The sequence below is a fragment of the Nocardioides aquaticus genome (assembly GCF_018459925.1).
GTDB lineage: Bacteria > Actinomycetota > Actinomycetes > Propionibacteriales > Nocardioidaceae > Nocardioides > Nocardioides aquaticus.
On sequence record NZ_CP075371.1, the window covers coordinates 3,461,251 to 3,480,498 of the forward strand.

At 74.9% G+C, this 19,248-nt stretch carries 16 protein-coding genes; 3 read left to right on the top strand and 13 right to left on the bottom strand.

What is annotated here, in order from left to right; all coding sequences use genetic code 11:
* Positions 1-647: 647 nt before the first annotated feature.
* The 3 genes from ENKNEFLB_RS16675 to ENKNEFLB_RS16685 are packed head-to-tail and all read right to left on the bottom strand — an operon-like array spanning position 648 to position 4,517.
* Positions 648-1,403: a TIGR03936 family radical SAM-associated protein gene (locus tag ENKNEFLB_RS16675; RefSeq protein ID WP_246535620.1), complete on the bottom strand. Its 756-nt coding sequence runs from the start codon at positions 1,401-1,403 to the stop codon at positions 648-650.
* On the bottom strand, positions 1,400-2,551 hold the full coding sequence (locus ENKNEFLB_RS16680; protein ID WP_214056412.1) for a winged helix DNA-binding domain-containing protein: 1,152 nt from the start codon (positions 2,549-2,551) through the stop codon (positions 1,400-1,402). The genes ENKNEFLB_RS16675 and ENKNEFLB_RS16680 overlap by 4 nt, the downstream gene beginning before the upstream one ends.
* 7 nt (positions 2,552-2,558) lie before the next feature.
* Positions 2,559-4,517 carry a TIGR03960 family B12-binding radical SAM protein gene (locus tag ENKNEFLB_RS16685; protein WP_214056413.1) on the bottom strand — a complete coding sequence of 653 codons (1,959 nt, stop codon included), beginning with the start codon at positions 4,515-4,517 and terminating at the stop codon, positions 2,559-2,561.
* 155 nt (positions 4,518-4,672) lie between these two features.
* Here ENKNEFLB_RS16685 and ENKNEFLB_RS16690 point away from each other — a divergent pair, with 155 nt between their 5' ends.
* Positions 4,673-6,616: a hypothetical protein gene (locus ENKNEFLB_RS16690; protein WP_214056414.1), complete on the top strand. Its 1,944-nt coding sequence runs from the start codon at positions 4,673-4,675 to the stop codon at positions 6,614-6,616.
* Between the two features lie 31 nt (positions 6,617-6,647).
* Positions 6,648-7,877, top strand: coding sequence for an alpha/beta fold hydrolase (locus tag ENKNEFLB_RS16695; RefSeq protein WP_214056415.1), 1,230 nt, complete (start codon positions 6,648-6,650; stop codon positions 7,875-7,877).
* A gap of 72 nt (positions 7,878-7,949) precedes the next feature.
* On the opposite strand, the gene rodA is transcribed toward ENKNEFLB_RS16695, so the two are convergent.
* The 7 genes from rodA to ENKNEFLB_RS16730 all read right to left on the bottom strand — a co-directional run bounded on the left by rodA (position 7,950) and on the right by ENKNEFLB_RS16730 (position 15,042).
* Complete coding sequence (rodA, locus tag ENKNEFLB_RS16700) at positions 7,950-9,125, bottom strand: rod shape-determining protein RodA (RefSeq protein ID WP_214056416.1); 1,176 nt, start codon at positions 9,123-9,125, stop codon at positions 7,950-7,952.
* Positions 9,122-11,239 (bottom strand): penicillin-binding protein 2, encoded by a 2,118-nt coding sequence (gene mrdA / locus ENKNEFLB_RS16705; RefSeq protein ID WP_214056417.1) that lies wholly within the window; start codon positions 11,237-11,239, stop codon positions 9,122-9,124. The genes rodA and mrdA overlap by 4 nt, the downstream gene beginning before the upstream one ends.
* On the bottom strand, positions 11,236-11,757 hold the full coding sequence (gene mreD / locus ENKNEFLB_RS16710) for a rod shape-determining protein MreD (protein ID WP_214056418.1): 522 nt from the start codon (positions 11,755-11,757) through the stop codon (positions 11,236-11,238). The genes mrdA and mreD overlap by 4 nt, the downstream gene beginning before the upstream one ends.
* Entirely contained in the window at positions 11,754-12,743 is a 990-nt protein-coding gene (gene mreC / locus ENKNEFLB_RS16715) for a rod shape-determining protein MreC (RefSeq protein ID WP_214056419.1), read from the bottom strand. The genes mreD and mreC overlap by 4 nt, the downstream gene beginning before the upstream one ends.
* Positions 12,743-13,771 (bottom strand): rod shape-determining protein, encoded by a 1,029-nt coding sequence (locus ENKNEFLB_RS16720; protein ID WP_214056420.1) that lies wholly within the window; start codon positions 13,769-13,771, stop codon positions 12,743-12,745. Before ENKNEFLB_RS16720 ends, mreC begins: the two co-directional genes overlap by 1 nt.
* A gap of 142 nt (positions 13,772-13,913) precedes the next feature.
* The gene (gene ndk, locus ENKNEFLB_RS16725; RefSeq protein WP_214056421.1) at positions 13,914-14,321 is read right to left on the bottom strand and encodes a nucleoside-diphosphate kinase; all 408 of its coding nucleotides are present in this window, start codon (positions 14,319-14,321) and stop codon (positions 13,914-13,916) included.
* Positions 14,322-14,331: 10 nt separating this feature from the next.
* Positions 14,332-15,042, bottom strand: coding sequence for a pyridoxamine 5'-phosphate oxidase family protein (locus tag ENKNEFLB_RS16730; RefSeq protein ID WP_214056422.1), 711 nt, complete (start codon positions 15,040-15,042; stop codon positions 14,332-14,334).
* 66 nt (positions 15,043-15,108) lie between these two features.
* Here ENKNEFLB_RS16730 and pdxR point away from each other — a divergent pair, with 66 nt between their 5' ends.
* Positions 15,109-16,464, top strand: coding sequence for a MocR-like pyridoxine biosynthesis transcription factor PdxR (gene pdxR / locus ENKNEFLB_RS16735; protein ID WP_214056423.1), 1,356 nt, complete (start codon positions 15,109-15,111; stop codon positions 16,462-16,464).
* Positions 16,465-16,475: 11 nt separating this feature from the next.
* On the opposite strand, the gene ENKNEFLB_RS16740 is transcribed toward pdxR, so the two are convergent.
* From ENKNEFLB_RS16740 to ENKNEFLB_RS16750, 3 genes are read right to left on the bottom strand one after another with little or no spacing between them, the layout of a single operon-like run.
* Positions 16,476-16,898, bottom strand: a complete 423-nt coding sequence (locus ENKNEFLB_RS16740) for a DUF4233 domain-containing protein (protein ID WP_246535621.1) — start codon at positions 16,896-16,898, stop codon at positions 16,476-16,478.
* A complete protein-coding gene (locus ENKNEFLB_RS16745; protein WP_214056424.1) occupies positions 16,895-18,283 on the bottom strand; it encodes a bifunctional folylpolyglutamate synthase/dihydrofolate synthase in 1,389 nt (462 codons plus the stop codon). The genes ENKNEFLB_RS16740 and ENKNEFLB_RS16745 overlap by 4 nt, the downstream gene beginning before the upstream one ends.
* 48 nt (positions 18,284-18,331) lie before the next feature.
* Positions 18,332-19,225, bottom strand: a complete 894-nt coding sequence (locus ENKNEFLB_RS16750) for a GNAT family N-acetyltransferase (protein ID WP_214056425.1) — start codon at positions 19,223-19,225, stop codon at positions 18,332-18,334.
* Positions 19,226-19,248 lie beyond the last annotated feature (23 nt).

Consider the following 19,248-nt stretch of genomic DNA (forward strand, 5'->3'; position numbering starts at 1 on the left):
TACGGGTGGTCTTCTTGACGGCGGTCTTCTTGGCCGCCGTCTTCTTCGCCGTGCTCTTGCGGGCCGCGGTCTTCTTCGCCGGGGCCGGGGCGTCCGCCACGGCGTCGGCCGGGGCATCCGCCGGGGCGCCCGCCGGGGCGTCGCTAGCGGCGCCGTCCGGCGCGGGCGTCTCGGCGGCCACCGGGGTGGCGGCGACCTTGCGGGTCGTGCGCTTGCGGGTCGTCTTCTTCACCGCGGGGCCGGGGAGGCCTCACCCGCTTCGTCCGAGGACGTGGTGGGGATCTGGTCGTCAGCCATGTGGTGCTCCTGGCCCGGGCGCTCACGCGTTCCTGGGCGGGTCGTGCCCGGCCCCGCGGTGCGGGCGCCGTGGCGTCAAGTCTTCCGGGGCGGCGACACCCTCCGCTGCGCGTCGCTGAGCACCGGTCCCCGCCTGCCGCGGTCGCTGGCCCGTGGGTGGTCGCTCTCACCGATCACCCGGTCCGCGTCGCGGTCTGGCGACGACCTGCACCCACCGTGCCGCCCCCTGCGGGGCCGGCGAGAACGTCGTCGGGCCGGGCCCTCGCGGTCTCCCGCTACGGCCCGTCCTGTGGGGAGTATCGCACAGTGGCCGGGCCGGGCGGGCATCACGCGCCCGGCCGCGACCGGGCTCAGCCCGGGGTCGGGGCGGTGGCGAGGGGGTCCTCGAGCCCGTCCTCGGCCGGGGTCAGCGGTCCCTGGGCCAGCCGGGTCAGCAGCATCCGGTCGGGTGCCGGCAGCTCCGCGGCCGACCGCATCCCGGTCAGCACGTCGTCGGGCCGCACCGACGGCACGGTGTGCCGCAGCAGCAGGTCCAGCGTGCTGCCGGGCCGACCGGCGTCGTCGACCTCGGCGTCGCCGACCTCCAGGTGCAGCACGGCCGCGCGGCAGTCGAAGGTGCGCAGGCCCTTCTTGGTCATCCGCTCGACCGGCACCGACTCCAGGGCGAGGAAGTCGGCCACCCCGGCGCGCGCGGCGTCGACCGGCAGGTCGGTCTCGACCCGCCAGAGGCTGGCCTCGAGCAGCTCGGTCAGGCCACCGGTCCGCGCGGTGGCGACGTCGGCGACCTCCACCACGTCCAGGCCGGGCGGCAGCGAGCCGGCCAGGGTGCGGGCGACGTCGGCCGGGTCCAGCACCTGCGCGAGCCCGATCTCGAGGTACTCCGCCTCGCTGGCGGACCCCGTCGGGGACGCGCCGGCGTAGGAGATGCGCGGGTGCGGGTTGAACCCCGAGGAGTAGGCCATCGGCACCCGGGCCCGCACGAGCGCGCGCTCGAAGGCGCGGCTGAAGTCACGGTGGCTGGTGAACCTCATCCGGCCGCGCTTGGCGTACCGGACGCGGAGCCGCTGGACCGGGGGTGCCTGCTGCTCGGGCTGGGCGCGGCTCACGCGCGGGTCCCGAGGTCGTCTCGTGCTGCCTTCATCGCCGGTGAAGGGTAGACCGTCCCGACCCGCTCCCCCGACAACCAGGCGGTCAGCCGCTCGGCCTCGGCGTCCAGGGCACGCCGACCGTCGGCCGGTACGTCGGTCAGCAGGCTGGGGACGACGACGCCGTCGGGGTCCTGCACCCAGGTCCCGACCACCCGGCCGTCCACCCACGCGGTGGTGCCGGCGTTGCCGTTGCGGTCGAAGACCTGGGGGCCGAGGTCGCCGAGGTGGAAGTCGCGCTCCTTCCAGCCCATCACGGTCGGGTCGAGCACCGGCAGCAGCGCCGCCCACGGGCCGACCTCCGGCGCGGGCTCCTCGTCGCCGGGCAGGACCCAGGCCGGGCGACCGTCCTCGAGGGCGACCTCGACGGCACCGAGGTCGTCGAGCGGCCGTCCGACCAGCCCCTTCGTGCCCCCGAGCCACCAGACCAGGTCGGTGGTGGTCCCCGGCCCGAAGCGGGCGAGCCAGCGCCGCACCAGCTCGGCCCAGCCGTCCTCGACGGTCGCGGGCGCCGGGACCTCGCCCAACCAGTGCTCCATGGCCGTCCACCGCGGCCGGGAGACCCGCCAGTGACCGGTGTTGGTGCCGCGGACGACGTCGGCGGTGAGACCGAGGTGGGTCAGGACCCGCGAGTGCAGGCCGTCGTCGCCGGGCAGGACCGGGCGCACCTCCGCGGCGGTCAGGCCGTCGGGGTGGGCGCGGAGGTGGTCGAGCACCCGCCCCCGCGCGTCGCGGAGCCACGCCTCGCCGTCGACGGCCACGCCGAGCGTGACGACCTCCTTGGCCAGGCGCGCCCCCTCGGCCGCGGCGACCCGGGCCGAGGCGCTCCCCCACGCGGCGGGCAGCAGGTCGCGGGGGAAGCCGAAGAGGGTGCGCCGCATGGCCAGCTGCTTGACCACCGCCCGGTCCTCGTGGAGGACCCGCTCCACGTCCTCGCGACCGACGTCGGCGCGCGCGGCGACCGACAGGTGCACCGTGGCCGGCTCCGTGGCGTGCAGCACCACCACGGAGCGCACCGCCTCCTCGACCGAGCCGACCCGGTGGTCCGGGGCGACCGCGTGGCGTCGGGCGAGCCGGTGCCGGCGCTCGCGGTCGGTGACGGTGCGCACGGACCGGTCAGACCACCGCGAGCGGCAGCAGCCGCTGCCCGGTCGGCCCGATCTGGATGTCGGTGCCCATCTCCGGGCACACCCCGCAGTCGTAGCAGGGCGTCCAGCGGCAGTCCTCGACCTCGCCGGCGGGGCCGTCGGGGTCGTCGCCGGCGGCGAGGGCGTCCTCCCAGTCCGACCAGAGCCAGTCCTTGTCCAGGCCGGAGTCCAGGTGGTCCCAGGGCAGGACCTCGTCCTGCTCGCGGCCGCGGACCGTGTACCAGTCGAGATCGACCCCGGTGCCGGCCAGGCCGACCTCGGCGGCGGCGACCCACCGGTCGTAGCTGAAGTGCTCGCTCCAGCCGTCGAAGCGACCGCCGGCGCGCCAGGACTCCTCGATCACCGCACCCACGCGGCGGTCGCCGCGCGAGAGCAGTCCCTCGACGATGCCGGGGCGGCCGTCGTGGTAGCGGAACCCGATCGCCCGGGCGTACTTCTTGTCCGCGCGGACGTCCTCGCGCAGCTTGCGCAGCCGCTCGTCGGTTGTCTCGTGGTCGAGCTGCTGGGCCCACTGGAAGGGCGTGTGCGGCTTGGGCACGAACCCACCGATCGAGACGGTGCAGCGGATGTCGTTGCGCCCCGAGACCTCGCGACCGGTGGCGATGACGCGCTTGGCCAGCTCGGCGATCTCGAGGACGTCCTCGTCGGTCTCGGTGGGCAGCCCGCACATGAAGTACAGCTTCACCTGGCGCCAGCCGTGGGAGTACGCCGTCGCGACGGTGTCGATCAGGTCGTCGACGGAGACCATCTTGTTGATCACCTTGCGCATCCGCTCCGAGCCGCCCTCGGGGGCGAAGGTCAGCCCCGAGCGGCGGCCGTTGCGGGAGAACTCGTTGGCCAGGGTGATGTTGAAGGCGTCGACCCGGGTGCTCGGCAGCGACAGCGAGACGTTCGTGCCCTCGTAGCGGTCGGCGAGGTCGGTGGCCATCTCGCCGATCTCGGTGTGGTCCGCCGAGCTCAGGGAGAGCAGGCCGACCTCCTCGAAGCCGGAGGCGCGGATGCCGTTCTCGACCATCGCGCCGATGGTGCTGATGGAGCGCTCTCGCACCGGGCGGGTGATCATCCCGGCCTGGCAGAAGCGGCAGCCGCGCGTGCAGCCGCGGAAGATCTCGACCGAGAAGCGCTCGTGGACGGTCTCGGCCAGCGGGACCAGCGGCTTGGCCGGGTACGGCCAGGCGTCCAGGTCCATCAGCGTGTGCTTGGTGACGCGGTAGGGGATGCCGGGCCGGTTCGGCACGACCGCCTCGATCGCGCCGTCCTCGCCGTAGGTGACGTCGTAGAACCGCGGCACGTAGACGCTGCCGAGCATGGCCAGGCGACGCAGCAGCTCCTCGCGACCGCCCGGGCGGCCCTCGCCCTTCCACTCGCGGATCACGTCGGAGATCAGCAGCACCGCCTGCTCCCCGTCGCCGAGGACGGCGGCGTCGATGAAGTCGGCGACCGGCTCGGGGTTGAAGGCGGCGTGCCCGCCGCCGAGCACGATCGGCTCGTCCTCGCCGCGGTCGACCGCGTGCAGGGCGATCCCGGCCAGGTCGAGGGCGTTGAGCATGTTGGTGTAGCCGAGCTCGGTGGCGAAGCTGATCCCGAGCACGTCGAAGTCGCGCACCGCACGGTGGCCGTCGACGGTGAACTGCGGGATCTGCTCCTCGCGCATGACGGCCTCCATGTCCGGCCACACCGCATAGGTGCGCTCGGCGAGGATCCAGTCGCGCTCGTTGAGCACCTCGTAGAGGATCTGCACCCCCTGGTTGGGCAGGCCGACCTCGTAGGCGTCGGGGTACATCAGCGACCAGCGCACGGTCTCCTCGCCCTCAGGGGCGCAGTCCCAGTCCTTCACCGTCGAGTTCAGCTCGCCGCCGACGTACTGGATCGGCTTGGAGACCGACGACAGGCGGGGCTCGAGTCGGGGGAAGAGCGACGCAGTCATGCGGGACAGGGTACGGCGGGGCGGCGCACCGGACGAACCCCGGCAGCGTGGGAGCCCGTGGCCAGGACCAAGGCCTCGTGGGTGACGCCGGTCACGCGCGACTACCGTGGGGCTCCCCCGGCGCACCCCTGCCGCCGTCTCTCTCGGAGGTCCGCATGACCCGCCCGCCCACGCACCGCCCGCGCCGTCGCGCCGTCCCGGCCGTGGCCGCCCTCGCCGCGGTGGCCACCGTGCTGGCCGGCCTGGTGGGCACCGGCCCGGCGGCCGGAGCCGCCCCAGCGACCGCGCCGGTCGCCGCGCCGGCCGGGACCCCCGCCGGGCGCGCGGACCTGGGCCCCCAGGTGCTGGTCTTCGACCCGAGCATGCCCACCGCCGAGATCCAGGCCGCCGCCGACCGCATCGCCGCGCAGCAGGTCGACGACGAGATGGGCACGGGGCGCTGGAGCATGCTGTTCCTGCCCGGCACCTACGGCACCGACGAGGAGCCGCTCCAGATCCAGGTCGGCTACTACACCGAGGTCGCGGGCCTGGGCGCGTCCCCGTCGGACGTCGTGATCAACGGCAAGGTCGAGGTCTACAACCGGTGCCGACCCGACGGCGAGGGCGGCACCAGCTGCATCGCGCTGGACAACTTCTGGCGCACCCTGTCCAACCTCACGATCGACGTCAACGGCACCGGCCAGGACGGCTGCCGGCAGACGGCGAACTTCTGGGCCGCCTCGCAGGCGGCCTCGCTGCGCCGCGTCGACGTGGTCGGCGGGACCCTGTCGCTGATGGACTACTGCACGGCCGGGCCCCAGTTCGCCAGCGGCGGGTTCCTGGCCGACTCCCGCGCCGGCGAGGTCGTCAACGGCTCCCAGCAGCAGTACCTCACCCGCAACGCGGAGATCGGCTCCTGGTCCAACGGCGTCTGGAACCAGGTCTTCTCCGGCGTCGTCGGCGCTCCCGACGACACGACCTTCCCGGACCCGCCCTACACCACCCTCGACGAGACCCCGGTCAGCCGCGAGAAGCCCTACCTCGTCGCCACGCCGCGGGGCGGGTACGCCGTGCGCGTGCCGGACGCCGCCCGCGACACCCGGGGTCCGAGCTGGACCGGCGCCGCCGCCCCGGGCCGTACGATCCCGCTCTCGCGGTTCCACGTCGCCCGGCCCGGTGAGCCCGTGCGCCGGATCAACCGCGAGCTCGCCCGGGGCCGCCACCTGCTGCTGACGCCCGGCCTCTACGACGTCGCGCGGCCGATCGAGGTGAGACGTCCGGGCACCGTGGTGCTCGGGATGGGTCACGCCACGCTGACCGCCGTCGACGGCGCGGTGCCGATGCGGGTGCGCGACCGGGCCGGCACCGTCGTGGCCGGGGTGACCATCGACGCCGGCGAGGAGCTGTCGCCCACCCTGCTCGCCGTCGGGCGCCCGCGCGGCGGGGAGGACCGGCGCCGTCACGACGGCCCGCGGCGTTCCTCGGCGAAGGACCCGCTGACGCTCAGCGACGTCTACTTCCGGGTCGGCGGGCCCCACGTCGGCAAGGCCGACGTGTCGATGCGCGTCGACGCCGACCACGTGCTGGTGGACCACACGTGGGTGTGGCGCGCCGACCACGGGGTGGAGGACTTCACCGCGGGCGTGCGCGGCGACACCGACCGGTGGAACACCAACATCGGACGCACCGGGGTCGTCGTCACCGGCGACCACGTCACCGCGACCGGGTTGTTCGTGGAGCACTACCAGCGGTTCAACACCGTCTGGCGGGGCGAGCACGGCCGGGTCGTGCTCTACCAGAACGAGCTGCCGTACGACCCGCCGACGCAGGCGGACTGGCAACGGCCCGACGGCACCCTGGGCTGGGCCGGGTACAAGGTGGCCGACGACGTGCGTCGTCACGAGCTGTGGGGAGGCGGGTCCTACGTCTTCAACCGCAACAACCCCGACATCGTCTCCGCCCGCGGCTTCGAGGTGCCGGTGACCCGCGGCGTGCGGATGCACCACCTGCTGACGGTCAACCTCGACGCGGGCACCATCCGCCACGTCGTCAACGACACCGGCGACCAGGTCGACGCGACACGCTCCGGTCAGCCCAGCTACGTCCCCGAGTTCCCCTGACCGGGCCGGCCGGCATGGTTGCCTGGACCCCATGGACCAGCGCGGCCTCGTCATCCACGAGCACCGGATCACCGTCCCCCTCGACCACGACCACCCCGGTGACGGCCCCGGCGAGACCCTCGAGGTCTTCGCCCGGGTCGTCGCCGCCCCGGACGGCGGCGACCGGCCGTACCTGCTGTTCCTCCAGGGCGGACCCGGACAGGAGGCGCCGCGCCCGGTGCACGACCCGGCGACGCCCGGCTGGCTCCCGCGGGCGCTGGCCGACTACCGGGTGGTCATGCTCGACCAGCGCGGCACCGGCCTGTCGACGCCGTACGGCGGTCCCGGCCCGGACCCCGCCGCCGACGCCGCCCGCCTGACGCACCTGCGGGCCGACAGCATCGTGCGCGACGCCGAGTGCCTGCGCGAGCACCTCGGTGCGGAGCGTTGGAGCGTGCTGGGGCAGTCGTTCGGCGGCTTCTGCGTCCTGCACTACCTCTCCACCGCAGCGGGCAGCCTGACCGAGGCGTTCGTGACCGGCGGGCTGAGCCCGGTCGGGCGACGTCCCGAGGACGTGTACGCCGCGACGTGGGAGGTCCAGCTCGCGCTCGACGCGCGCTACCACCGGCAGTTCCCGGGCGACCGGGACCGGCTCGCCCGGCTGCTCGACCGCTGCGACGCCGGGGAGGTGCTGACACCGGCCGGGCACCCGGTCAGCCGCCGGCTGATGCGCACCGTCGGCAACGCGCTGGGGATGGACGGCGGCGCCGAGAAGGTCCACCACCTGCTCGAGCGGGACCACCGCTCCCCCGCCTTCCGCCACGACCTGGCCGCGGCGTTCCCGTTCCAGGCCCGCAACCCGCTCTACGCCCTGGTCCACGAGTCGAGCTACGCCGACGGTCACCCGACGTCGTGGGCCGCTCACCGCACGGCACCCGCGGAGGCCACCGCACCGGACTCCCTGGTGCTCTCGGGCGAGCACCTCTTCCCCTGGCACTTCACCGACGACGCCGCGCTGGCGCCCTGGCGGGAGGTCGCCGACCTGCTCGCCGACCACCCCTGGCCGCGGCTCTACGACGCCGACGCCCTGCGTACGGCCGACGTCCCCGTCGCGGCCGCGGTCTACGCCGACGACCCGTTCGTGGTGCGCGGCTTCTCGGAGGAGACCGCGGCGCTGCTGCCACGCGGGCGGACCTGGCTGACCAACGAGTACCTGCACAACGGGCTGCGCGACCCCCGCGTCCTGGACCGGCTGATCGACCTCACCCGGGGCCGTGCCTGACGGTCTGGTGTCCGCGAGCGCCACCTCGACGCGCCGCAACCGTCATCTGGGCTGTCCGGGAGCGTCATCGCGTCAGGCGCGGACGAGGACCCGCGAGGGCGGGCGCATGCGGGCCTGGCGGCCCGAGGCCGAGCGCAGGTGGATGTTCTGCAGGAGGCCCACGGCGAGCATCCCGGCGAACATCGAGCTGCCGCCGTAGGAGACGAACGGCAGCGGGACCCCGGTGACCGGCATGATGCCCAGGCACATGCCGATGTTCTGGAAGGCCTGGAAGCCGAACCAGCAGGCGATGCCCGCCGCGGCGATCCGGCCGAAGAGGTCGTCGGCGTTGGCGGCGATGACCAGGGCCCGCCACAGCACGACGGCCAGCAGCAGGATCACCAGGCCGGCACCGAGCAGGCCGAGCTCCTCACCGGCGACGGTGAAGACGAAGTCGGTGTGCTGCTCGGGCACGAAGCCGGCCCGGGTCTGCGAGCCGTCGAAGAGGCCCTGGCCGAGGAGGCCGCCGTTGCCGACCGCGATCCGGGCCTGCTCGACGTTGTAGCCGGCGCCCTGGGGGTCGAGGTCGGGGTCGGTGAAGGCCAGGAACCGGTCGACCTGGTAGTCGGCCAGCAGCCCGAACGCCACCGCCGCGGCCGCCGCGGTCACGCCGCCGCCGGCCAGCAGGGCCAGCCAGCGCCGCGGGGCGCCGGAGACCGCGAGCACGCCGAAGACGGTCGCGGTCAGCACCAGCATCGTGCCGAGGTCGGGCTGGGCCAGGATCAGCACGGCCGGGACGCCGGCCACGGCCAGCATCAGCGCGACGTCCTTGAGCCCGACCCGCGCCCGCCACCGGCCCTCGGTGCGCTCGGCGACGACGAGCGCCATCCCGATCACCACCGCCAGCTTGGCGAACTCCGAGGGCTGGACCGACAGCCCGCCGAGCATCAGCCAGGAGCGCGAGCCGTTGATCGTCGTGCCCATCACCAGCACGAGCACCAGGCCGATGGCCGAGGCGACGTAGACCAGCGGCGCCAGGATGCGCACCCACCGGTGGTCGACGACGAGCACGACGGTGAGCAGGACCAGGCCCACGCCGACGTTGACCACCTGGCGGATGACGTAGCCGTCGCCCGCCGTGGCGTCCGACCCGCTGGTGGCCGACCAGACCAGCAGGCAGCCCAGCACCGACAGGGCCAGGACGCTGCCGAGCAGCAGCCAGTCGATCCCAGGGACCCGCAGGCCGCGGGCGGGGGGCACGGAGCTCATCGGGTCTCCTCGCGGGCCGGCGGCAGGATGGACCCGTCGCGGGCGAAGGTGGGCAGCTGCTGGGGCGGGGTGGTGCCCGGGATGGCGGCCTCGGCGGGCTTCACCGCGCTGCCCTCGACGCCGTAGAGCGACTCCCAGATCTTGCGGATGTAGGGCCCCGAGGTGCCGGAGCCGGTGCCGCCCTGGCTGACCATCATCACCACGACGTAGTCCTCGGAGTAGGAGGCGACCCACGAGGTCGACTGCTTGCCGTAGACCTCCGCGGAGCCGGTCTTGGACCGGATCGGGACCTCGGCGAGCGGGAAGCCACCCATCCGCCAGGCCATCGTCCCGACGCTGGTGACCTTCTTCAGCGCGTCGTCGATGTAGTCCAGCGTGTCCTGGGGGACGTCGACCGTGCCGACCGCCTCGGGGGCGAAGCGGCGCAGCACCGTGCCGTCCTCGGCCACCACGGCCTTGGCCACCCGCGGCTCGTAGAGCGTGCCGCCGTTGGCCAGCGCGCCGTACGCCCGGGCCAGCTGCAGCGGGGTGACGATCGTGTCGCCCTGGCCGATCGCGAAGTTGACGGCGTCACCGGCGCGGTAGGCGTAGCCCTCGACGCAGAACTCCCCGGCGAAGGTGTAGACGAAGTCGCTGGTCTCGGCGTCCTGGGGCGCGTCGGCGATCCCGCAGTAGTAGTCCTTCATCTGCTCGTAGTAGGCGCGCTTCCACGTCCGGTCCGCGATCCGGCCCGAGGCCTCGCCGGGCAGGTCGATGCCGGTCTCGGAGCCGAAGCCGAACTCCTTGGCCTCCTCCACCAGGGGGTCCGGGGCGTCGACGTCGTCGACGTCGGACCCGAGCCGGGCCCAGTAGTCGTAGCCGATCCGGTAGAAGAACGTGTTGCAGGAGACCTCGAGGGCCTTGTCGAAGCCGATCGAGCCGTAGGCACCGGACTCGTAGTTCTTGAACACCCGGTTGCCCACCGCGAAGCCCGACGAGCAGTCCAGCCGGGTGTCCTCGCTGTAGCCGTGCGTGAGCGCGCCGGCGGTCATGAACGGCTTCCAGGTCGAGCCCGGGGCGAACTGGCCCTGCGTGGCGCGCCCGAGCAGCGGGGTGCCGGCGTCCTCGGAGTACAGCCGGGCCAGCTCGTCGTCGCCGATGCCGCCGACCCAGGTGCCCGGGTCGTAGGTGGGCTGGCTGGCCATCGCCACGACGCGGCCGGTGTCGGCCTCGAGCACCACCGCGGCGCCGGAGTCGGCGACGTAGTTGCGTCCGGTGACCTCGTCGAACGTCGACCGGGCGGTCGTGATGGCCTCGTTCAGCTGACGCTCGACCACGCCCTGCACCTTGGCGTCCAGGGAGGTGACCAGGGTGTCGCCGGGCTGGGAGGCCAGCGACTCGTCGTCGCCCAGCACCCGGCCCATGGAGTCCACGGCCACGCTGCGGTAGCCGGGCATGCCGCGCAGCCACCGGTCGTACTGCTGCTCGACGCCGGCCCGGCCGACCACCGAGGCGCCGTTGACCGACCGGTCGCCGGAGGCCTTGGCGGAGTCGAGCTCGTCGGCGGTCACCGGGCTGAGGTAGCCCAGCAGGTGGGCGGCGTTGACGCCGTACGGCTGGGGGTAGGACCGCACGCTCTGCTGGTCCACGACCACGGCCGGGAAGTCCTCGTTCTGCTCCAGCAGCCGCAGCGCGACCTCGCGGTCGACGTCCTCGGCGACCGGCACCGGCTGGTACGGCGAGCCGTTCCAGCACCGGTCGGCCACGCTGCCGGGCTCCCCGCAGGTCACCAGGGCGTCCTCGAGGCGGCCGGTGTCGGCGTCGAGCTCGGTCGAGAGCCGGTCGATCAGCAGGTCGTCCTGCTTGCCGGGGAGCTTGTCGAGCACGGTCCGGTCGACCGCGACCGTCCAGGAGGTGCGGTTGGCCACCAGCGGCCGGCCCTGGTCGTCGACGATCAGGCCCCGCTCGGGCTGCACGACGATCTCGCGCACCGACTGGGCCGCGGCGCGGGCGGTGTACTCGTCGCCGGAGACGACCTGGAGGTAGTACAGGCGCACGAAGAGGGTGGCGAACAACGAGAAGACCAGGGCCTGGACCACCACGAGCCGCAACCGGCTCCGGTGGGCCGGGCTCACCGCTGCCACGCGAGCGCCCGCACCGGCTCGAGCCGCCGGAACATCGCCATCAGCGGCGGGAGGACCAGCGGCGTCAGCAGCACGTCGAGCAGCAGCGCGAGGCCGACGACCCCGAGCACGGAACCCACCGAGCTGATCGGGTCCCCGAGCAGGGCGCCGGTCAGGGCGAAGACGGTCGTGCCCAGCAGGGAGCAGACGGCGACCGTGGCGACCACCGCGACGGCGCTGCTGCGCGCCTCACGGTTGACCTGGCCGGCGACGAGCCCGACCAGGACCAGCGCGAGGGCCCACTGCCCGGCCACGTGGTCGGCCGGCGGCGCCAGGTCGAGCAGGAGGCCGGCGGCCAGGCCGAGGACCATCGCGAACGAGGCGCCCCGCACCAGGCCGGCGGCCACGACGACGAGCAGGACCAGGTTGGGCACGACACCGTGCCAGGAGACCTGGGACAGCACGGAGACCTGCAGCAGGGCGGCGACCAGCACCGCGGCGGCGGCGGCGAGCACGCGGACGCCGCTCATCGCAGGCTCCCGTCGGCCTCGACAAGGCCGCGGTCCGACACGGTCCCGGACGGCACCACGACCCCGACGACGTCGAGCGACCCGACGTCGACGAACGGCTCCACGACGACCCGCTTGGTGGACTCGCGCAGGCTCTCGTAGACCGCGGTCACGCGGCCGATCGGGATGCCGGCGGCGTACGGCGCGTCGTTGCGGCTGCCCCAGGTGACGACCGTGTCGTCCTTGGCGGGGGTCTCGGCGGCGTCGACCAGCTCGAGGTCGAGGTCGCCGCCCTCGCCGGCCTCGCCACGACCGCGCAGGAAGCCCATCTCCATGCTCTCCCCGACGCGGGCGCCGACGGTCGAGCCGGAGTCCACGACGAGCAGCACGGTGGCGGTGGTGCTGGTGACCCGGAGCACCCGGCCGACGAGGCCGTCGTCGTTGACCACCGTCATGTCGGGGCCGATCCCGGAGGAGGAGCCGGCATCGATGGTCACGGTGCCGGTGAAGGACTGCGACGGGCCGAAGCCGACCACGCGGGCCGGCACCAGGGCGTGCCCGAGGTCGCGGGCCGACGACGTCAGGGCCTCCAGCTCGGCGAGACGGTTGCGGTCGTAGCCGGCCGTGCGGACCTCGGAGCGCAGCGCGGCGTTCTCGGACTCCAGGGCGCCGACGTCGGCGCGCAGCGACGCCTGCGAGCGGAACCACTGCGGCACCACGGAGACCGGGCGCACCGCGGCGGCCACGGCGGACTCGGCGGGGCCGACCACCTCGCCGACCGCGCGGCGCACCGGCTCGACCGGCGAGGAGTCGCCGGCCTGGGTGTCGAGCACCATCAGGCTGGCGCAGGCCATCACGAGGGCCACCACCAGGGAGGTCGGCGGGCGCTGGCCGGAGCCGAGCGGCTGCTCGCCCCAGCGCCGGTCGCCCCTGCTGCGCCCGAGCCCGTGACCGAGCCCGCGGGTGCGGCCGGGGCCACGACGCGCGAGGGGGGAGGTGCGGGCCATCAGCGCCGCCTCGAGTCCGACACGAGCACCTGGGCCAGCGCCTCGAACTCCTCGACGCAGCGGCCCGCGCCGAGGGCGACCGAGGTGAGCGGGTTCTCCGCGACGTGCACCGGCATCCCCGTCTCGTGGCGCAGCCGTTCGTCGAGGCCGCGCAGCAGGGCGCCGCCGCCGGTGAGCACGATGCCGCGGTCCATGATGTCGCCGGCCAGCTCGGGCGGGGTCTGGTCGAGGGTCGCGCGCACCGCGTCGACGATGTCGTGCAGCGGCTCCTCCAGGGCCTGACGGATCTCGGCGCTGGAGACGGTCACGGTCCGGGGCAGCCCGGTGACCATGTCGCGCCCACGGATCTCGGCCTCGGGCTCGCTGGACATCGGGAAGGCGGAGCCGAGGGTCATCTTGACCTCCTCGGCGGTGCGCTCCCCCAGCATCAGGGAGTACTCCTTCTTCATCCAGGCCACGATGGCCTGGTCGAGGTCGTCGCCGGCGGTGCGGATCGACAGCGAGGTGACGATGCCGCCGAGGCTGATCACCGCGACCTCGGTGGTCCCGCCACCGACGTCGACGACCATGTTGCCGGTGGCGCGGTGCACGGGCAGCCCGGCGCCGATGGCCGCGGCCATCGGCTCCTCGACGATGTAGACGCGGCGGGCGCCGGCCTGGTAGCCGGCCTCCTTCACCGCGCGCTGCTCGACCGCGGTGATCCCGCTGGGCACGCAGATGACCATCCGCGGCTTGGCGAAGTAGCGGCGGCGGTGTACCTGGTGGATGAAGAACCGGAGCATCTGCTCGGTGGCCTCGAAGTCGGCGATCACGCCGTCCTTGAGGGGCCGGATCGCGGTGATGTTGTCGGGCGTGCGCCCGATCATCCGCTTGGCCTCGTGGCCGACCGCGAGCACCTCGCCGGTCGTGTCGTTCATGGCGACCACGCTGGGCTCGTCGAGCACGACGCCCTTGCGGCGCACGTAGACGAGGGTGTTGGCCGTGCCGAGATCGACCGCCATGTCGCGACCGATGAGTGAAGAAGCCATCCGGGATTGCCTCGCAGCGGGGTCCGCGCGACCGGGGAAGTGAGCGCGCCGCGCGCACGGTCCCGACGCACCCAGGTGCGACCCTAGGTTCGCCCGGCCGCCGATCGGCGCAGGCTCGCCGCGACGCGCGCGGCGGGAGGTGCTAGAGCCCCGGGAACCAGATCGCGATCTCGCGCTCGGCGGACTCCGGCGAGTCCGAGCCGTGCACGAGGTTCTCGCGGTTCGACAGCGAGTGGTCGCCGCGGACGGTGCCCGGGGCGGCCTTGCGGCCGTCGGTGGCGCCGTTGATCGCGCGGACCACCTCGACCGCCTCGTCGCCCTCGAGCACGAGCGCCACCAGCGGGCCGCTGGTGACGAAGTCGCGCAGCGGCGGGTAGAAGTCGCGCTCGACGTGCTCGGCGTAGTGGCGGTCGGCCTGCGCGCCGTCGATGGTGCGCAGCTCGAGGGCCACCAGGGTCAGGCCCTTGGCCTCGAACCGGCCCAGCACCTCGCCCACGAGCCCGCGGCGGACGGTGTCGGGCTTGAGCAGGACCAGGGTGCGCTGGGTCATGGGGCGGAGCCTAGTGGTCGGCCGGGGCACCCAGGGCGACCGCCCGCCGTCGTACGTCCTCGGGCACCCGGTCGTGGGAGTCGGCACCGTGCTCGGGGGCGCCTGCCACCCGGCGCAGCGGGACCACGCCGCCCCAGGTGCCGGCGGCGACGTCCTCGGCGTCGTCGACGGGGCCCTCGGCCCGGACCTTGACCGACGCCTCGGCCAGCGGCACCGCCAGGACGGCGGTGGCGGCCAGCTCCTTGCGCGTGCTGGGCCTCAGCGTGGCCGCCCTCCCGGGCACCATGTGGTCGACGGTCAGGTCGAGGGCGTGCTGCTTCTCCCCGGCGTCGACGACCACCCGGGCCGCGCCGATCACGACCGCGGAGCGGTAGTTCATCGAGTGGTGGAACGCGGACCGCGCCGCGACCAGGCCGTCGAGCTCGGTCAGCGTGACGCACACCGTCGCGCCGCCGGAGCGGCCGAGCCACCGCGCGGCCACCGAGCCGTGGACGTAGAGCGTGCCCCCGTCGTCGGGCCCGGCGAGGTCGACGGCGAAGGCCACCGGCAGCACGACGGGGTACGGCGCCCCGTCCCCGTCCCCGTCCCCTCCGACGACCACGCCCAGGTGTGCCACGAGCGCGTCGTCGAGCAGCGCGTGCAGCACCTCCCGGTCGTCGGCCGCGCGGGCGTGGCCGCGGCGGACGGTGGTGCGCTCGGTCGGCGACAGCGGGAGGCTCATGGGTCTAGCGTGACGGCTCGGTGGACCGTACGCACGGGCCACTTCGCGACCAGGACGACAGGCCACATGACGCTCGCCACCCCGCCACGACTGCCGGTCCGGCTCGACCGGACCGCCGCCGCACCGCTGCCGGCGCAGCTCGCCGACCGCGTCCGCGCGCTCGTCCTGGCCGGCACGCTGCGCGCCGGCGACCGGCTGCCGAGCTCCCGGGCGCTGGCCTCCGAGCTGGCGGTCTCCCGCGCGGTCACCGCGCAGGCCTACGAGCAGCTGGTCGCCGAGGGCTGGCTGGAGGGACGCCACGGCTCGGGCACGTTCGTGGCCCCGACCGCGCCCGCCGACCGGCCCACGACCGCACCCCGCGCGCGACCGGCCCCCAGCGCCCCGCCCGACCGCCTGGTCCGCCTCGACGCCGGCACGCCGTGGATCGACCCGCGCCACGCCGCGGGCTGGCGCCGGGCCTGGCGGGAGGTGTCCACCGCGACGCCGCCGCGCGGGTACGACGACCCCCGCGGCCTGCCGGAGCTGCGCGCGGCGCTGGCCGAGCGCCTCGGGCGGACGCGCGGGGTGGCGTGCCACCCCGACGAGGTGGCGGTCACCGGCGGCACCACGGACGGGCTGCGGCACCTGCTCGGCGCGGTACGGCCCGGGCCGGTGGCGCTGGAGGACCCCGGCTACCGCGCGGCCGTCGAGACGGTACGGGCGCTGGGCCGACCCGTGCGGGACCTGCCGGCCGTGGGCCCGGTGGACGACCTCGGCGACGCGGTGGCGGCCTACGTGACCCCGGCGCACCAGCACCCGCTCGGCCACGTGATGCCGGCCGCCCACCGGATCGCGCTGCTCGGCGCGGCGGCCCGGGTCGACGCGCTCGTCGTCGAGGACGACTACGACTCCGAGTTCCGCTACGACGTCGCCCCGGTCCCGGCGCTGGCCGCGCTGGACCGCGACCGCGTCGCCTACCTCGGCACCGCGGCGAAGTCGGTGGCGCCGAGCCTGCGACTGGGCTGGCTGGTGGCGCCGTCCGGGCTCGCGGACGCGGTCCAGCGCCGGCGCGTGGTCACCCACGACGCCGCCCCGTGGCCGGTGCAGCGCGCGTTCTGGGCGCTGCTGCGCGACGGCCACCTCGACCGCGTGGTCCGCACCGCCCGCCGCGTCTACGCCGAGCGGGCGCCGCTGGTCACCGCGGCGCTGACGCCGTACGCCGAGGCGGCCGGGCCGACCGCCGGGATGTACTCGACGTGGCTGCTCCCCCACGACCGCGCGGTCGCCGCCCGGGACGCGGCCCGGCTGGCCGGCTTCGAGGTGCCCCTGCTCGCGGGCTACTGCCGCGCGGCGCCGGTGCGCGGACTCGTCGTCGGCTTCGGCGGGGTCACCGACGACGAGCTGGAGCGGGCACTGGCCGCGCTCGTGCGCGGCCTGGCCTGAGGCCTCGGGCCTCAGCCCTCGCCGGCGGCCCGGGCCCGGTCGAAGGCGTCGTAGGCCGCGGCCCGCTCGCGCTCGATCTTGTCGCCGAGCAGCACCGCACCGGCCCACAGCGCGGCGAAGACCGGACCGAGCAGGAACATCACGGGGATCAGGACGCCCAGCGAGATCGCGACGACCTGGACCGCCCAGCCGAGCCCGTAGGCCCACGGTCGGCGCAGCATCCCGGCCAGCAGCACGCAGACCAGGGCCAGCCCGAGCCCGACCGCGAGCGCCGGACCGGCCGGCACCTCGGCGATGACGATCAGCACCGGGGTGGTCAGGCCGAGCGTGACCGCCTCCAGCGACAGCACCGCCGCGGCCATCCCGCGCTTGGGCGAGCGCTGGGGCCGCGCGGTGGGGGCGACGGGGGTCCCGGGGTCCTCGGCGGTGCTCATCGCTCACGACCTCCCCGGGCCCCGGGCGGCAGCAGGAGGGTCCGGGCCTCGCCCACCGTGACGACCGAACCGGTGACCAGCACCGCACCCGACCCGAGCGGGTCCCCGAAGGCCTCCCCGGCCTCGGCCAGGGCGGCGGCCTGGTCGAGGGCGTCGGCCAGGCGGGGCGCCACGGTCACCTTGTCCTCGTCGAAGACCGTGCGCGCCACCTCGGCCAGGGCGTCGGCCGACAGGGCCCGGGAGGTGGAGTTCTGGGTGCAGATGACGTGGGCGAGGTGCGGCTCGAGCTCGGCGAGCAGGCCCTCGGCGTCCTTGTCGTCCATCAGCCCGACCACGCCGATCAGCGGGGCGAAGGTGAAGGAGTCGTCGATGGCCCGCGACAGCGCCTGCGCGCCGTGCGGGTTGTGCGCGGCGTCGAGCACGATCGTGGGGCTGCGGCGCACGACCTCGAGCCGGCCCGGCGACGTCACGTCGGCGAAGGCGGCCGCGACCAGGTCGCCGTCGAGCGGCTGGTCCCCGGCGAACGCCTCGACCGCGGCGAGGGCGACCGCGGCGTTCTGCGCCTGGTGCGCCCCGTGCAGCGGCAGGAAGACCTCGTCGTAGCGGGCGCGCAGGCCCTGCAGCGAGACCATCTGGCCGCCCACCGCCGGCAGCGTCGAGACCACGCCGAACTCCAGGCCCTCGCGGGCCACCGTGGCACCGACCTCGACGGCCCGCGCCAGCACGACCGCGACCACGTCGGGCTCCTGGTCGGCCACGACCACCGTCGCGCCGGGCTTGATGATGCCGGCCTTCTCCGTCGCGATCGCGGCGGCGGAGTCGCCGAGGTAGCGGGCGTGGTCGACCGCGATCGGCAGCAGCACCGCGACCGCGCCGTCGGCGACGTTCGTGGCGTCCCACGACCCGCCCATCCCGACCTCGACGACGGCGACGTCGACGGGGGCGTCGGCGAAGGCGGCGAAGGCCATCGCGACGACGGTCTCGAAGAACGACAGCGGGTGCGTCTCGGCGGCGTCGACGAGGTGGGTGAAGGGGGCGACGTCGTTGAAGGCGCGCACGAACCCGTCGGCGTCCAGGGGCTCGCCGTCGATGCTGATCCGCTCGGTGATGCTCTCGACGTGCGGGCTGGTGAAGCGCCCGGTCCGCAGGTCCAGCTGGCGCAGCAGCGCGTCGACCATCCGGGCCGTGGAGGTCTTGCCGTTGGTGCCGGTCAGGTGGATCACCGGGTAGGCGCGCTGGGGCTCGCCCAGCAGCTCGGTGAACGCCCGGATCCGGTCGAGCGAGGGCTCGAGCCGGGTCTCCGGCCACCGGGAGAGCAGGGCGTCCTCCACCTCGGCCAGGGTCTGGGCGAGGCGGGGGGCGTCGGGGTCGGGCACGTCTGTCATCACCGCCAGTCTAGGCGGGTGCCCGCCACGGCCCGCACGCCCGCGACCTCACTCCACGCGCAGGGACGCGGTGTCGACGTACGCCTCGAACCCGAGCCCGGCGTAGAGCCGGTTCGAGACCGGGTTCGCCTGGTCGGTGAACAGGCAGACCTGCGACCCGCCGGCCCGCAGCAGCGCGGCGACCTGGTGCACGGCGTTGCCGGCGTACCCCCGTCCGCGCAGCGCCTCGGGGGTCAGCACGGGCCCGATCCGGGCCACCCCCTCGGCGGGCGGGTTGGCCCCGACGAGGCAGACCGGGCGCCCCTCGTCCTCCCACCACCACACGACGCCGGCGCGGACCTTGGACCGCAGCGACACCAGGTCAGGATCCGCGTCGGCCCCGGCATCGCGGCCCGCGGCCCGGTCGACCTCGCGCTGGAACGACGCCCACCACCGGGCCAGCTCGTCGAGCTCGTCCTCGCGCACCGGTCGCAGCGCGCCCGGCGCCGGCCGCGGCGGGCGCTGCTCGCCCAGGACGTGCAGCCGCAGCCGCTCGTGCACCCGCGCCGTCCGGCCGGTCAGCCGCGCGGTCTCCTCGGCCACCACCCGGGCGGCTGGCAGCGCCCCGTTCACGGCCGTCACCTCCTCGCCGCGGTCGTGCAGGGCGCCGGCCAGGGCCACCGCGGCCGCGTCCGGCATCGCGTGCACCCAGGGGGCGTACGGCGGGTGCGGCATGGTCCGCATCGCGACCGAGACCGGCTCGCCGCCGGGCCCGTGCACGACCAGCCACCACCGCGGCACGCCGGGCGCCGGGGGTGCGACTCCCCCGGCCGCGGCGAGGCGTGTCCACACCGACAGCACCGAGGTGAGCACCGGCTCGGCGGCCAGCAGCGGCCCGGCCTCGGCCAGGAGCCGGGCGGGGTCCTCGGTGAAGGTCAGGGCGTACGGCTCGGCGGTGTCCACCGGGCCGAGGCTAGGACGCGGAC

What these genes read in the sequence shown, in the direction of transcription:
- ENKNEFLB_RS16685 (WP_214056413.1), bottom strand. Translation starts at nt 4,517, where the DNA reads ATGACTGCGTCGCTCTTCCCCCGACTCGAGCCCCGCCTGTCGTCGGTC.
- ENKNEFLB_RS16690 (WP_214056414.1), top strand. Translation starts at nt 4,673, where the DNA reads ATGACCCGCCCGCCCACGCACCGCCCGCGCCGTCGCGCCGTCCCGGCC.
- ENKNEFLB_RS16695 (WP_214056415.1), top strand. Translation starts at nt 6,648, where the DNA reads ATGGACCAGCGCGGCCTCGTCATCCACGAGCACCGGATCACCGTCCCC.
- rodA (WP_214056416.1), bottom strand. Translation starts at nt 9,125, where the DNA reads ATGAGCTCCGTGCCCCCCGCCCGCGGCCTGCGGGTCCCTGGGATCGAC.
- mreD (WP_214056418.1), bottom strand. Translation starts at nt 11,757, where the DNA reads ATGAGCGGCGTCCGCGTGCTCGCCGCCGCCGCCGCGGTGCTGGTCGCC.
- mreC (WP_214056419.1), bottom strand. Translation starts at nt 12,743, where the DNA reads ATGGCCCGCACCTCCCCCCTCGCGCGTCGTGGCCCCGGCCGCACCCGC.
- ENKNEFLB_RS16720 (WP_214056420.1), bottom strand. Translation starts at nt 13,771, where the DNA reads ATGGCTTCTTCACTCATCGGTCGCGACATGGCGGTCGATCTCGGCACG.
- ndk (WP_214056421.1), bottom strand. Translation starts at nt 14,321, where the DNA reads ATGACCCAGCGCACCCTGGTCCTGCTCAAGCCCGACACCGTCCGCCGC.
- ENKNEFLB_RS16730 (WP_214056422.1), bottom strand. Translation starts at nt 15,042, where the DNA reads ATGAGCCTCCCGCTGTCGCCGACCGAGCGCACCACCGTCCGCCGCGGC.
- pdxR (WP_214056423.1), top strand. Translation starts at nt 15,109, where the DNA reads ATGACGCTCGCCACCCCGCCACGACTGCCGGTCCGGCTCGACCGGACC.
- ENKNEFLB_RS16740 (WP_246535621.1), bottom strand. Translation starts at nt 16,898, where the DNA reads ATGAGCACCGCCGAGGACCCCGGGACCCCCGTCGCCCCCACCGCGCGG.
- ENKNEFLB_RS16745 (WP_214056424.1), bottom strand. Translation starts at nt 18,283, where the DNA reads ATGACAGACGTGCCCGACCCCGACGCCCCCCGCCTCGCCCAGACCCTG.